This is a genomic window from Nocardioides sp. CFH 31398 (genome assembly GCF_022436705.1).
Taxonomy (GTDB): Bacteria; Actinomycetota; Actinomycetes; order Propionibacteriales; family Nocardioidaceae; genus Nocardioides.
The window spans coordinates 25,390-37,896 of sequence record NZ_JAKUHT010000016.1 but is presented as its reverse complement, the minus strand read 5'-3'; the positions used below and the strand labels follow the sequence as shown (position 1 = coordinate 37,896).

11 protein-coding genes are annotated in these 12,507 nt (G+C 75.5%); 7 read left to right on the top strand and 4 right to left on the bottom strand.

Annotated elements, in window-relative coordinates; genetic code table 11:
* A partial coding sequence (locus tag MJ876_RS14415) for a S8 family serine peptidase (protein ID WP_240237241.1) occupies positions 1 to 563 on the top strand: 563 nt, incomplete at its 5' end.
* Here MJ876_RS14415 and MJ876_RS14410 read toward each other — a convergent pair.
* From MJ876_RS14410 to MJ876_RS14395, 4 genes are read right to left on the bottom strand one after another with little or no spacing between them, the layout of a single operon-like run.
* Positions 553 to 1,140 carry a histone deacetylase gene (locus MJ876_RS14410; protein WP_240237239.1) on the bottom strand — a complete coding sequence of 196 codons (588 nt, stop codon included), beginning with the start codon at positions 1,138 to 1,140 and terminating at the stop codon, positions 553 to 555. The genes MJ876_RS14415 and MJ876_RS14410 overlap by 11 nt on opposite strands.
* Positions 1,141 to 1,145: 5 nt before the next feature.
* Positions 1,146 to 2,480, bottom strand: coding sequence for an RDD family protein (locus MJ876_RS14405; protein WP_240237237.1), 1,335 nt, complete (start codon positions 2,478 to 2,480; stop codon positions 1,146 to 1,148).
* A gap of 49 nt (positions 2,481 to 2,529) precedes the next feature.
* Positions 2,530 to 4,440 (bottom strand): FHA domain-containing protein, encoded by a 1,911-nt coding sequence (locus tag MJ876_RS14400; protein WP_240237234.1) that lies wholly within the window; start codon positions 4,438 to 4,440, stop codon positions 2,530 to 2,532.
* Entirely contained in the window at positions 4,437 to 5,258 is an 822-nt protein-coding gene (locus MJ876_RS14395) for a PP2C family serine/threonine-protein phosphatase (protein ID WP_240237232.1), read from the bottom strand. Before MJ876_RS14395 ends, MJ876_RS14400 begins: the two co-directional genes overlap by 4 nt.
* A gap of 45 nt (positions 5,259 to 5,303) precedes the next feature.
* On the opposite strand from MJ876_RS14395, the gene MJ876_RS14390 reads away from it, so the two are divergent.
* The 6 genes from MJ876_RS14390 (at position 5,304) to MJ876_RS14365 (ending at position 12,459) form a co-directional block, all read left to right on the top strand.
* Complete coding sequence (locus MJ876_RS14390) at positions 5,304 to 7,595, top strand: helicase-associated domain-containing protein (RefSeq protein ID WP_240237230.1); 2,292 nt, start codon at positions 5,304 to 5,306, stop codon at positions 7,593 to 7,595.
* A gap of 31 nt (positions 7,596 to 7,626) precedes the next feature.
* Positions 7,627 to 9,270 (top strand): DNA repair helicase XPB, encoded by a 1,644-nt coding sequence (locus tag MJ876_RS14385; protein WP_240237228.1) that lies wholly within the window; start codon positions 7,627 to 7,629, stop codon positions 9,268 to 9,270.
* 457 nt (positions 9,271 to 9,727) lie between these two features.
* On the top strand, positions 9,728 to 10,285 hold the full coding sequence (locus tag MJ876_RS14380) for a TIGR00730 family Rossman fold protein (RefSeq protein WP_240237226.1): 558 nt from the start codon (positions 9,728 to 9,730) through the stop codon (positions 10,283 to 10,285).
* A 121-nt stretch (positions 10,286 to 10,406) separates the two neighbouring features.
* The gene (locus MJ876_RS14375) at positions 10,407 to 10,661 is read left to right on the top strand and encodes a hypothetical protein (protein WP_240237223.1); all 255 of its coding nucleotides are present in this window, start codon (positions 10,407 to 10,409) and stop codon (positions 10,659 to 10,661) included.
* Entirely contained in the window at positions 10,661 to 12,052 is a 1,392-nt protein-coding gene (locus MJ876_RS14370; RefSeq protein ID WP_240237221.1) for a DUF4331 domain-containing protein, read from the top strand. The genes MJ876_RS14375 and MJ876_RS14370 overlap by 1 nt, the downstream gene beginning before the upstream one ends.
* Entirely contained in the window at positions 12,052 to 12,459 is a 408-nt protein-coding gene (locus MJ876_RS14365; RefSeq protein WP_240237219.1) for a hypothetical protein, read from the top strand. The genes MJ876_RS14370 and MJ876_RS14365 overlap by 1 nt, the downstream gene beginning before the upstream one ends.
* Positions 12,460 to 12,507: the final 48 nt, after the last annotated feature.

Genomic DNA, 12,507 nt, shown 5'->3' with positions numbered 1-12,507 from the left:
CGGACGGCCTGGGCTGGCGCTCGTTCTCCGGGACGTCGGCCGCCGCCGCCGCCGTCGCCGGCGCGGCCGCCCGCCTGCGCGCCGTGCGCCCCGGCTGGGGCGCCGACCGCATCCGGTCGGCCCTGCGGACCTCGGCCCTGCCGCTCGAGGGCGACCCCGTACTCGCCCAGGGCTCGGGCCGTCTGCGCCCGGCCCTGGCCCGCCGCCCGGGGCTCGTGCTCGACCTCGACCCCGCCGACCTGCGGCGCTACCTCGAGGGCGACCTCGACCCGGTCGAGGTGAACACCCCGTCGGTGATGGTGCGCGGCGGGCCGGTCTCGGTCGTCCGGCGGGTCCGCAACGTCAGCGACGACGCCCGGTACTTCTCCTCGCGCGCCGAGGGCTTCACCCGCCACCAGGTCGTCGTCCGGCCCGCGGCGCTGCGCTTGGGGCCCGGCGAGACGGGCGAGTTCGTCGTGGAGGTCGCAGGGGGCGGCGCGGGCGGTCGTCCCGACGACGGCACCGTGACCTGGAGCGGCGCCGACGGCACCCGCGCCCGGATCCCCGTCGTCATCAGCCGGTGACGCGGGCCAGGTAGGCGTCGAACTCCCCGCGGCTCCAGCCGCGGGACTCCTCGAGACCCCGGAAGAGCACGTCGGCGTACGCCGCGGACGGCGGCACGAGCCTCGCGGCGTCGCGGCCGTGGGGCGAGGTGAACGTCAGCACCGGCAGGTCGTCGCGTCGGCCGACCTCGACGAGGGTCTCGTACAGGCCCGGGCCGGCCTGGTGACGGCCGCCGGGCAGCGGGGCGGCCAGGACCGCCTCCAGCGGGTCGTCCTCGCGCGGCACCCGGTACATCTCCTGGGCGGCCAGGTCGACGAGCTGCCCGACGGTCAGCAGGTAGGCCCGGGCGGCCGTGGGCCCGGGCAAGGTGGGGTCGTAGAGGGCCACCCCGCCTCCGCCCCACTGGCTGGAGGCACCCGCGAAGAACAGCGCACCGGGCAGGTCGAGGGGGACGTCGGCGCGCGGCGGCGAGGGGTCGCGGGCGCCGGGGTGGGCCCGGGACCCGCCCTCCGGGAGCCCGCCGGCGAGGTAGCTGTGCAACCGCGCCGACGACAGGTTCGAGCCGTACGCGGCGTACCAGACGAGACCCGCGCCCACGCCGGCTACGCCTGCTTCCCGGCCTGCTTCTCCACGCGCATCTCGCGGTCGCCGAACCGCACGCGGTCACCCTCGACAAGGGTCGTCGGGCGGTTGGCGGCCAGGTCGCGGGCCACGCCGCGGCGCATCAGGACCGAGCCGTTCGTGGATCCGCGGTCCATGACGACCAGCACCCCGTCGGCGAGGTGCAGCTGGGCGTGCGTCTTGGACAGGGACATGTCCTGCGAGGTGAGGGCGACGACGTGGCGGACCTGCTCGCCCGACCGCGGCTCGGGGCGGCGGCCCACGAGCAGGACCCCCTCGACGACCACGGACTCGCCGGTGTCGAAGGTGACGTGCCACTGCGGTGGCGGGGGCGGCGTGCTCGCCCGGCCGCGCGCCCGCCCGCGCTCGCGGTGGCGCCCGGGGCGGTCCGGGGGGATCGCGGTGCCCCGGGGAGTCGCTGCGACGGAGGTCCCGCCGGGCGCCGCGGCCGGACCCGCGTCGTCGTCCGCCGGGTCCCCGGGCTCGTCCCGGTCGGCGCGGTGGGCCGCCGGACCGGGTGCGGCGGGGTCGGGCCGCAGGGGCGCCTGGAGCGTCCGTCGCTCCGGTGCGGAGGGCGTGGGCGGAGCGGGCGGTGCGTCGGGCGTCGCGGCCGGCGGCTCCGTGGGCCGGGCGGGGGCCGGCTCGGCGGGGGTCGGCTCGCTCGGCTCGGCCGGGGCGTGGACCGGTGCCGGGGAGGCCTGCTGCGGCTCGGCCGCGGGGGTGGCGACCGGTGTCGGGGTCCCCGGGGCCGGCGTCCCGGCGGGGCCGCCGGCAGCGGACGGGACGAGCCGCAGGGCGGTGAGGTTCACCATCTGGCGGGGCACCTCGGCGCCCTCGTCCTCCTCGTCCTCCGGCAGCGGACGCACGTCGATGACGACCGAGCCCGCCCGCTGGTCGTGCCAGCCGCGCCGACGTCCACCCGGGTCGGAGACGGCGGTCCAGGCGAGGGTCGCGACCCCGAAGCCGAAGGTGGGCAGGGTCGCGAGGCCGAGCACCGCGGCGCGGAGCACCGCGCGCCCGACGCCGAGCGGCTCCTCGGTCTCCGCGTCGAGGAGCCGCAGCCCGGTGGCCGCGCGGCCGGGCGAGAGGCCCGTGAGCCCGGTCAGCACGGCCAGGCCACCGGCGACGAGCACGACACCGCCGACCAGGACGCCGACGCCCGTCCAGACCTCACCGTCGCGCCAGGCAAGCCACCACGCCAGCCAGCCGAAGCCGGCGTACGCCGTCCACGCGAGGAGCCGGTCGAGGGTGAAGGCGAGGAAGCGTCGTTCCAGCCCGGCGGGCGGGTACGCCTCCTCCGCCGGCACGGTGCTCATCGGCCGGCGACCCGCCACGGGTCGGTGGGGGGCCGCCGGGGCGGCGTCGTCACGGGTTGGCGACCTGGATCGTCAGCCCGTCGCCGAGGTCGATGACGGCGCCCGGGATGAGCTGCACCGGGACGCCCGGCTGCAGGTCCTCCGGGGCCAGGCCGGGCTGGATCAGCACGGTGCCGTTGGTGGAGCCCATGTCGGTGACGACCGCGGACCCGTGGTCGGCGCCGGACCCGGGGCGGACCTCGAGGTGGGTCGAGGAGATCTCCTGGTTCGGGCTCGGGACCGTCACCAGGCGGGGCTGCTCGGTCGCGGTGAAGCGGCGGGCCTCGGGTGCCCGGCCGACCAGGATGGCGCGGTCGACGTCCACGGTCTCGCCGTGCGACATCATCAGCCGCGCCACCGGGCGGGAGGTGACGCTCGGAGCGGGCGGCTGGCCCGGGATGCCGGGCTGCTGACGGGCGTACAGCTCGGGGTCGTACTCGCCCGCCCGGGTCTCGCCGTCGTGGTCGACGTCGTCCTGGCCTGCCGGTGCACCCCAGCCCGGCGCGGGTGCGGCCGCCTGGTCACCCCAGCCGGACGCGGGCTCCCCCCAGCCCTGGTCGGGGCCGCCCTGCTGCTGGCCCTGCTCCTGGCCCCAGCCCTGCTGCTGGTCCTGGCCCCAGCCCTGGTCCTGGTGGCCCTGGTCCTGCGGGGCGTCCTGGCCCGCCGGGGCGGGGGCGAACGGGTTGGACGGCGCTGGCGGGGGCGACCACTGCGGGCCGGCCGGGGCCGCGCCGTTGCCGAAGTCGGGGGCGGCGGGCGGGCCGTCCTGCGGGGCCGGGGCCTGCGGCTCCCAGCCGCCCTCGGCGGCGGGCTGCTCGGGGGCCGGCTCGTCGGACGACGCGGCGAGATCCTCGTAGGACATCATCTCGGTCGGCTCGCCGACGGCCTCGTCACCGGGGGCGTCGGCGGGGGCGTCGGCGGGGGCGTCGGCGGGAGCGTCGGCGGGGGCGTCGCTCGCGAAGGCCCCGGACGACGAGGGCTCGTGGGCGGCCGGCTCGTCGTGGTGCTCCAGCGGGCTCGCGGGGTCCAGCGGGTCCGCGGACTCCTGCGGGGCGGGGAACGCCTCGGTCGCCGGGTCCGCCTCCGCGAGCGGCTCGGGCGCCGGCTCAGGGGTCGGCCCGGGCTCGGGGGTCGGCTCGTCGACGGGCTCCGCGACGGGGTCCGCGACGGGCTCCGCGGGCGGCTCGGCGTAGGGCCACTGGTCACCGGCCGGCGCCGGCTCCCCGGCGCCCGGGTCGTGCGGGCCGTCGTCGGCCCTCGCGCCCAGGAGGTCCGCGGCCCCGACCGCTCCGGCCGCTCCGGCCGCTCCGGCGGCACCCGCCACGACGGCGGGGCTCCACCCGGACTGCGGGGAGTCGTCGGCGGCCGGGTGCGCAGCGGCGGCGTCGTCGGCGGGGAGGTCCATCGGGTCGGTGTCGACGCCGCCGTCGGTCGACGGCGGCGGGCTCTGCACCCGCGACACACGGACCAGGCCGCCCGACACCGTCATCGGCTCGGCCGGTGCGCCCGCCTCGTCGGTGGCGTGCGGGGAGGACACGTCGAGCACGGTCGAGGTCACGCCGGGCACGGTCCGCTCCACCCACGTGCCGGCTCCGGCGGCCAGGACCTCGACCGGGCCCTCGGTCGTCTCGAAGGCGACCCGCGCGTCGCCGCGGACGACGACCCGGGTCGTCACCGCGCCCTCGACGTCGCTGTCGCTGACCAGCACGAAGCCCGGCAGGTCGCGCAGGCCCGTGGCGATGAGGGCGTCGAGCACCTCGTCGAAGTCGGCCCCGTCGTCCAGGAGCTCCCACAGCGCGGCGACCCGGCGCTTCTCGCTCGGCGGCAGCAGGACGGTCGCGTGCTCCCCGAAGACGCCGAACCAGGCGCCCGGCAGGTAGGAGCGACGTCCGGCGGTCTGGTCTCCGGCATCCACGGTCACGGCAGGGCCCCCAGCTTCTCGTGCAGAGTCGTCTGCTGACGCGTGGCGTCGTAGGACTCCTCCTCGTCGTCCCATCCCACCACATCGACGACCACCGCGGTGGCGTTGTCCGTGCCCCCGGCCTCGACCGCCGCGGCGACCACCCGGTCGGCCGCGTCGCGGGGGTCGGGCGTGCCCACGAGGATCTCCGCCATCGCGTCGTCGTCGATCAGCCCGCTCACCCCGTCGGTGCACAGGACCAGGCGCCGGGCGGCGCCGAAGGGCAGGATGAAGAAGTCGGGCCGGATCGGGTCCGGTCCTCCGAGCGCGCGGGTCACCACGTGCCGCTCGGGGTGGCGGCTGGCCTGGTCGACCGAGATCTGTCCGGCGTCGATGAGCTCCTGCACCACCGAGTGGTCGACGCTCACCTGGTCGAGACGGCCGTCGAGCACCTTGTAGATGCGGGAGTCGCCGAGGTTCGCAAGCAGCCACTTGGGGCCCTCGTCGTCCTCCACCACGAGCGCGACGACGGCGGTGGTGCCGGCGTACCAGGGGCGCGAGTCGCTGCCGTTCTCCTCGCCGTAGGCCCGGATCCGCTGCTGGGCGGCGTCGAGGGTGTCGGTGACGGCGGCGGCGCCCCGGCGGGCGTCGTACCCGTCGTCGGCCAGGCGGGCGAACTCCTCCACGACGATGCGGCTCGCGACGTCGCCACCGGCGTGTCCGCCCATGCCGTCGGCGACGACGAAGACGGGCGCGGCGGCGAGGTAGGAGTCCTCGTTCACCTCCCGCACGCGGCCGACGTCCGTGGCGGCGCCGAAGTGCAGCTGGACGCCGCTCACCGGACGCCGCCCCCGCCCGCGGACGCGCTCGCTACCGTGGTGCGGATGTCCTCCTCGTCCAGCACCGCGGGCCGGACGCTCGCGGACCGGCTGCGCGCCTGGCCCGACGAGCGGCTCGTGCGCCTGCTCACCGAGCGCGCCGACCTGGGCACGCCGGTCCCCGCGGACTCCGGACAGCTTGCGTCACGGGCGGCCACCCGAACCTCCTTGCTGCGTGCACTCGACCTGCTGACCCACGCCGAGCTCCTCGTCCTTGATGCCCTGGTCGTGCTCGGCCAAACCTCCGCGGAGGACCTCGTCGAGCGCGTCAGCGCAGATCCTGCCGTGACTGGCGCCGCCGCGCACCGTCTGGTGGACCTCGCCCTCGTCTGGGAGGCGCCCGGGGGCCTGCGGCCGCTGGCCGCGGTGACCGACCTGCTGACCTCGGGCGCCGCCGGTCCGGGCAGCGGCCTGCGGCCGGTGTCGGCCGACCCGCTGCCCCCCGCGACGCTGGCGGAGCGGCTGGCGGCGTTGAGCCCCGAGGCCCGCGCCCTCGCCGACCACGTGGACGCCCACGGCGGTCGCGGCACCACGGGCAGCGCCCGGCGGCCGTCGGCCCCGCAGGGCGAGCCGGCGAGCCCCGTCGAGGAGCTGCTCGCCGCGGGCGTGCTCGTGCCGGCGGGCTCCGACGCGCCGCCCGGCACCGTCGAGCTACCCGGCGAGGTGGGCCTGGCCCTGCGCGGCGGCCGCACCACCCGCGAGCCGGTCGACGCCGTCCCGGCGCTCGGCACCACCGCACGCGACGCGCGCCGCTGCGAGCAGGCGGCGGTCGGCGCGGCCACCGAGGCGGTACGGCGGACCGAGCAGCTCTGCGAGGCGTGGGGGGCCGACCCACCGGTCACCCTGCGCAGCGGGGGCCTCGCCGTCCGCGACCTGCGGGCGACGGCCACCCTGCTGGGCGTCGGCGAGGCCGACGCGGCCGTGCTCGTCGAGGTGGCCGCGGCGGCCGGGCTGCTCGCGGTGGGCACCGACCTCGAGGGCACCCCGGCCTGGCTCCCCACCCCGGCGTACGACGCCTGGTCGGCCCGCGACCAGGCCCAGCGGTGGACGCTGCTCGCCGCGACGTGGCTGAGCACCTCCCGCGTGCCCGGCCTCGTCGGCGGGCGCGACCACGCCGGCAAGGCGTGGAACGCCCTGGTCCCCGAGCTGTCGTCCAGCCTGGCGCCGGAGACCCGGCGCGTCGCGCTCGCCGAGCTGGCCGGGGTCGAGCCCGGTCTCGCGCTGGCCGACGAGGACTCCCTGGTGGAGCGGCTGCGGTGGGTGCGGCCGCGACGGCCCCGCCTGCGCGACGACCTCGCCCGGTGGGCCCTGCGCGAGGCGGCCGTCCTCGGCGTCGCCGGGCTCGGGGCCCTGCCGCCCCACGGCCGCGCGCTCGTCACCGAGGGGGTCGACGCCGCCGCCGCGCGGCTCGAGCCGCTCCTGCCGGTTCCGGTCGAGCACGTCCTGCTGCAGGCCGACCTGACCGCGGTCGCCCCGGGGCCCCTGGCCCCGGAGGTCGCACGCGAGCTCGGCCTGGTGGCGGACGTGGAGTCGAGCGGCGGCGCGACGGTCTACCGGTTCACCCCGGCGTCGGTGCGCCGCGCGCTCGACGCCGGGTGGGCGGCTGCCGACGTCCACGCGTTCGTCGGCCGGGTGTCCGCGACGCCGGTCCCCCAGCCGCTGACCTACCTCGTCGACGACGCGGCCCGCACCCACGGCAGGGTGCGCGCCGGCCGTGCGTCGTCCTTCCTGCGCGCCGACGACGAGACCGCGCTGGCCGAGCTGCTGTCCCACCCGCGCGCCGGCGAGCTGGGCCTGCGACGGCTCGCCCCGACGGTGGTGGTGTCCGACCTCGAGGTCGAGGACCTCGTCCCGGCGCTGCGACAGCTCGGCGCCGCCCCCGTGGTGGAGGGCGCGGACGGGAGCGTGCACGTGGTCGGCACCACCCGGCAGCGCGCGAAGGTGGCTCGGACCGCGAGGACCTCCGGGCCCGGCGCCCCGGGCTCGGCGCTCGGCGAGGAGCACTGGGCCGAGGTCGCGAGGGCCGTGCGCGCCGGCGACGAGGCGGCACGCCACCGGCCGACGCTGTCCGCGCCCCTCTCCCCCAGCGGCAGCCTGGCCGCGCTGCGCGACGCCGTCGAGACCGGGGCGACCGTGACCATCTCGTACGTCGACTCCCACGGGGCGCGCAGCGAGCGCCTCGTCAGGCCCCGACGCGTCGAGGGCGGCACGCTCACCGCCTGGGACCACCGCGCCGACGACCTGCGCACCTTCGCCGTGCACCGCATCACCGCGGTCCGTCGCGCCGACGCCTCGTAGGCCGCACTCAGCCGCTCCGTAGGCTTGTCCGGTGAGTGACGGCCCCCTGATCGTGCAGTCCGACAAGACCCTGCTGCTCGAGGTCGACCACGAGCGGGCCGCCGAGTGCCGCAAGGCGATCGCCCCGTTCGCCGAGCTGGAGCGCAGCCCCGAGCACGTCCACACCTACCGCCTGACCCCGCTGGGGCTCTGGAACGCCCGCGCCGCCGGGCACGACGCCGAGCAGGTCGTCGACGCGCTGATGGAGTACTCCCGCTACCCCGTCCCGCACGCGCTGCTCGTCGACGTCGCCGAGACGATGGCGCGCTACGGCCGGCTGCGCCTCGACAAGCACCCGCTGCACGGGCTGGTGCTCGTCAGCACCGACCGGCCGGTGCTCGAGGAGGTCCTGCGCGCGAAGAAGGTCGCCGGGATGCTCGGCGAGCGCATCGACCCCGACACCGTCGTCGTCCATGCCTCCGAGCGGGGCAACCTCAAGCAGGCGCTGCTGAAGATCGGCTGGCCCGCCGAGGACTACGCGGGGTACGTCGACGGCGAGGCCCACCCGATCTCCCTGGACACCGACGGCTGGTCGCTGCGGCCATACCAGGAGGAGGCCGCCGACTCGTTCTGGCACGGCGGCTCCGGCGTCGTCGTCCTGCCCTGCGGTGCGGGGAAGACCCTCGTGGGCGCGGCGGCGATGTCACGGGCGCAGGCGACCACGCTGATCCTCGTGACCAACACGGTCTCCGCGCGCCAGTGGAAGGACGAGCTGGTCCGTCGCACGACCCTGACGGAGGACGAGATCGGCGAGTACTCCGGCACCGTCAAGGAAGTCCGCCCCGTCACGATCGCGACCTACCAGGTGCTGACCACGAAGCGGAAGGGCGTCTACCCGCACCTCGAGCTGCTCGACGCCCGCGACTGGGGCCTCATCGTGTACGACGAGGTGCACCTGCTGCCCGCCCCGATCTTCCGCATGACCGCGAACCTGCAGGCTCGGCGGCGCATCGGCCTGACCGCGACGCTGGTGCGCGAGGACGGTCGCGAGGGCGACGTGTTCAGCCTCATCGGGCCCAAGCGGTACGACGCCCCGTGGAAGGACATCGAGTCCCAGGGCTGGATCGCGCCCGCGGACTGCGTGGAGGTCCGGGTGTCGCTGCCCGACTCCGACCGGCTGGTCTACGCCACCTCCGAGCCGGAGGAGCGCTACCGGCTCGCCGCCACGACCGCGCAGAAGACGCGGGTGGTGAAGGCCCTCGTCGACCGGCACCCGGAGGCGCCGACGCTGGTGATCGGCCAGTTCATCGACCAGCTCGACGAGCTCGCCGAGGCCCTCGGGGCGCCCGTCATCAAGGGCGAGACGCCGGTCAGGGAGCGGCAGCGGCTGTTCGAGGCGTTCCGCTCGGGCGAGGAGCGCCTGCTGGTCGTCTCGAAGGTCGCCAACTTCTCGATCGACCTGCCCGGGGCGGAGGTGGCCATCCAGGTGTCCGGCTCGTTCGGGTCGCGGCAGGAGGAGGCGCAGCGCCTCGGCCGCCTGCTGCGCCCGAAGACCGACGGCCGGACGGCGCGGTTCTACACGGTCGTCTCCCGGGACACCGTCGACGCGGACTTCGCCGCCAACCGCCAGCGCTTCCTCGCCGAGCAGGGCTACGCCTACCGCATCGTCGACGCCGAGGACCTCTCGACGCTGTAGCGGCCGGCTCAGCGCCGTCGGGACCTGTCGAGTGTCGACGTCGGTCCGCACCACCGCCGGTCGAGCTTGTCGAGACCCTCACCGTGATCTCGACGACGCGCGCGCTGCGCTCTCTTGCTGCTCGACCACCATGGGCTCAGATGGTCGAGCAGCGGTGCCACCACGGCCAGCGCAGGACGATGTGTGCGATCTGCGAGCCCGAACTCGCTCACTTCGTCCTGTTGCGGCCGCAGGTGGTCGAGCAGCCGAGCCGTGGTTCCTGAGCCCGTCGAAGGGCGCTAGCGGTTCCCCGTCGTCGAGACCACCACGACCACGACCGTCGGTCCAACCCGTCGAGACCCCCCACCGCGGTCTCGACGACGCTCGCTCGCAGAGCTCGCGTGCTGCTCGACCACCTGAGGGTCATGCTCCTCGACCTACGGCTGGCGGCCCGGGGCGGTCCTGACAGGATCGGCGCATGGGTCTGCGGTCGGTGGCGGTGTTCTGCGGCTCGAGCTCCGGCGTCGACCCGGCGTACGCCGAGGCGGCCCGGCTGGTGGGGCGCACGCTCGCCGAGCGCGGCGTCCGTCTCGTGTACGGCGGCGGGCGCGTCGGCCTGATGGGCGAGGTCGCGGACGCCGCGCTGGCGGCGGGTGGCGACGTCCTCGGGGTCATCCCCCGCGACCTGTTCGCCCGCGAGGTCGCCCACACCGGCCTCACCACGCTCACCGAGGTCGGCACCATGCACGAGCGCAAGCAGGCGATGGCCGACGCCTCCGACGCGTTCCTCGTGCTGCCCGGGGGCGCCGGGACCCTCGACGAGGTCGCCGAGCAGTGGACCTGGGCGCAGATCGGCATCCACGACAAGCCCAGCGGCTTCCTCGACGTCGGTGGCTTCTGGCAGCCGCTGCTCGTGCTGCGCGACCACATGGTCGAGGCGGGTTTCGTCCGTCCCGAGGCCGCCGGCATCGTCACCGTGGACGACGACCTCGACCGGCTGCTCGCGCGTCTCGCGCGGCCCGCGCGACAGTCCTAGAAATCCACAGCGAGGACCCCCATCCGGGGGGGTGGGTGGCTCCGAACGCCGTATGGCCCGGATCACACCCGCACTCCGCGCGCGCCCGAGCCGCGCGCGCGGTCCTCGATTGGGAGAACCCATGAGCGACACCAGCAGGAGAAGCTTCATCGCCGCGTCAGGAGCCGGACTCGGCGCCGTCGCGGTCACCGGGGCGGGGGCGTTCACCGCGTCCGCGTCCGCACGGCCGCGAGCCGACCGCGCGCAGGAGCGCGTGGTCGCCCTCGTCGACGACCACCGCGGCGACACCGTCACCCTGCTCGTCGGCGAGCGCGAGGTCGTAGTCAAGGACCGCGACCTCGTCACCCGTCTCCTCAACGCCGCCGGGAGCCGCTGATGTCCAGCCACCGCGAAGCACCGGAGATCTCGCAGGACCCGGCGGCCGACAACACCGACGTCTACGCCTTCGTCTCCCCGGACCGCCCGTCGTTCGTGACGATCATCGCGAACTTCCTCCCGCTCCAGCAGCCGTACGGCGGCCCGAACTTCTACGAGTTCTCGGACGACGTCCGCTACCGCATCCACATCGCGAACAACGCGACCGCGGAGTCGGACATCATCTACCAGTTCGAGTTCCGCACCGAGGTTCGCAACCCCAACTCCTTCCTCTACAACACGGGCCCGATCGACTCGATCGACAGCGAGAACTGGAACCGTCCGCAGTTCTACAAGGCCACACGGATTGAAGGCGGTCAGACCGAGGTCTTCGGACAGAACCTGCCCGTTCCGCCGGTCAACGTGGGGGTCCGGAGCACGCCGAACTACTCGCAGCTCGCCGAGCAGGCGACGGTCAAGCGCAAGGGCACCTGGTTCTTCTGCGGCCAGCGGGCCGACGCGTTCAACGTCGACCTCGGCAGCATCTTCGACCTCGGTGCGCTCCGCCCCTTCAACGAGGCCCACCTCATCCCGATGGCGGCCATGGACGGCGTCAACTCCGTGCAGGCGTGCAACGTGCACACCATCGCGATCCAGGTGCCCATCTCCCGGCTGACCCGCTACAAGAACGAGCCCTCCAACCGGTACAACAAGTTCGCCACCCTCGGCATCTGGGCGACGGCCGAGCGCCGCACCTCCACGGTCATCGACCCCGACACCGGGACGAAGACCGGCACCGGCCCCTACCGCCAGGTCTCCCGCCTGGGCAACCCGCTCGTCAACGAGGTCCTCATCCCGATGGGCGACAAGGACCGTTGGAACGCGGGCCAGCCGTCGGCCGACCGCCGCTTCCGCAAGTACGTCGACCGCCCGGAGCTCGCCAAGCTCCTGCCGGTGCTGTACCCGGACGTGTTCCCGAACCTCCAGGCGTACGACAAGCCACGAGCCGACCTGAACGCGATCCTGCACACCGGCATCCCGAAGGGGGTGGTCGACGACTTCCAGAACTTCACCGGCCCCACCCAGGCCGACATGCTGCGGCTGAACGTGGCCATCCCCCCGACCCAGCCGGGCGACCAGAGCCGGCTCGGGATCATCGGCGGCGACCTCGCCGGCTTCCCGAACGGTCGGCGTGTCAACGACGACATCGTGGCCATCGAGCTGCGGGCCGTCGCGGGCGCGACCATCCCCCTCGTCGACCCGGACTACGAGCCGGACGACGCCGCCACCCAGCTGACCGACGGAACGCAGTCGGCCGCGCCGGGGACCAACGCGTTCCCGTACCTCCAGGACCCGTCCGGCGGCTACCAGACCCGTCCGGGCACGGTGGACGACGGAGGCGACCAGGGGTGATGGACGACGGGAGCCCGGCGAGCGTGGAGAACCCCCACGCAGGGACCGGATCAGTCCTGCTCGACGTCGGTGGTGACGTCGGGGCTCTCGTGGTGAACATGCCCGCGCACACCGTCGGTGACGAGGTCGAGATCCACCCGGAGGGCACGGACCTGGCCGCCCTCCGGGTCCACGACGCGGAGCACGCGGCCGGTCACGGCCACGGTCACGGTCACCACCACGACCACGTCGCGGTCGTCGTGCGGCCGACTCCCGGTGGCCCGCGACCGAGCCTGGTCTACCCCGAGCTGACGCAGGGTCGCTACCTGCTCTGCCCCGTCGGGGCCGACACCGCCGTGCTCACGGCGGAGATCTCCGGTGGGACCGTCACCGAGGTCGACTGGCCCGGCCTCCGCACGCCGGAGTAGCGCAGCGGACCCCCGCCCGGGTGGGCGGGGGTCCGTACGCTCGACTGA

Coding starts and splice junctions, on each gene's coding strand:
- MJ876_RS14365 (WP_240237219.1), top strand. CDS start 12,052: ATGGACGACGGGAGCCCGGCGAGCGTGGAGAACCCCCACGCAGGGACC.
- MJ876_RS14375 (WP_240237223.1), top strand. CDS start 10,407: ATGAGCGACACCAGCAGGAGAAGCTTCATCGCCGCGTCAGGAGCCGGA.
- MJ876_RS14405 (WP_240237237.1), bottom strand. CDS start 2,480: ATGAGCACCGTGCCGGCGGAGGAGGCGTACCCGCCCGCCGGGCTGGAA.
- MJ876_RS14380 (WP_240237226.1), top strand. CDS start 9,728: ATGGGTCTGCGGTCGGTGGCGGTGTTCTGCGGCTCGAGCTCCGGCGTC.
- MJ876_RS14370 (WP_240237221.1), top strand. CDS start 10,661: ATGTCCAGCCACCGCGAAGCACCGGAGATCTCGCAGGACCCGGCGGCC.
- MJ876_RS14390 (WP_240237230.1), top strand. CDS start 5,304: ATGTCCTCCTCGTCCAGCACCGCGGGCCGGACGCTCGCGGACCGGCTG.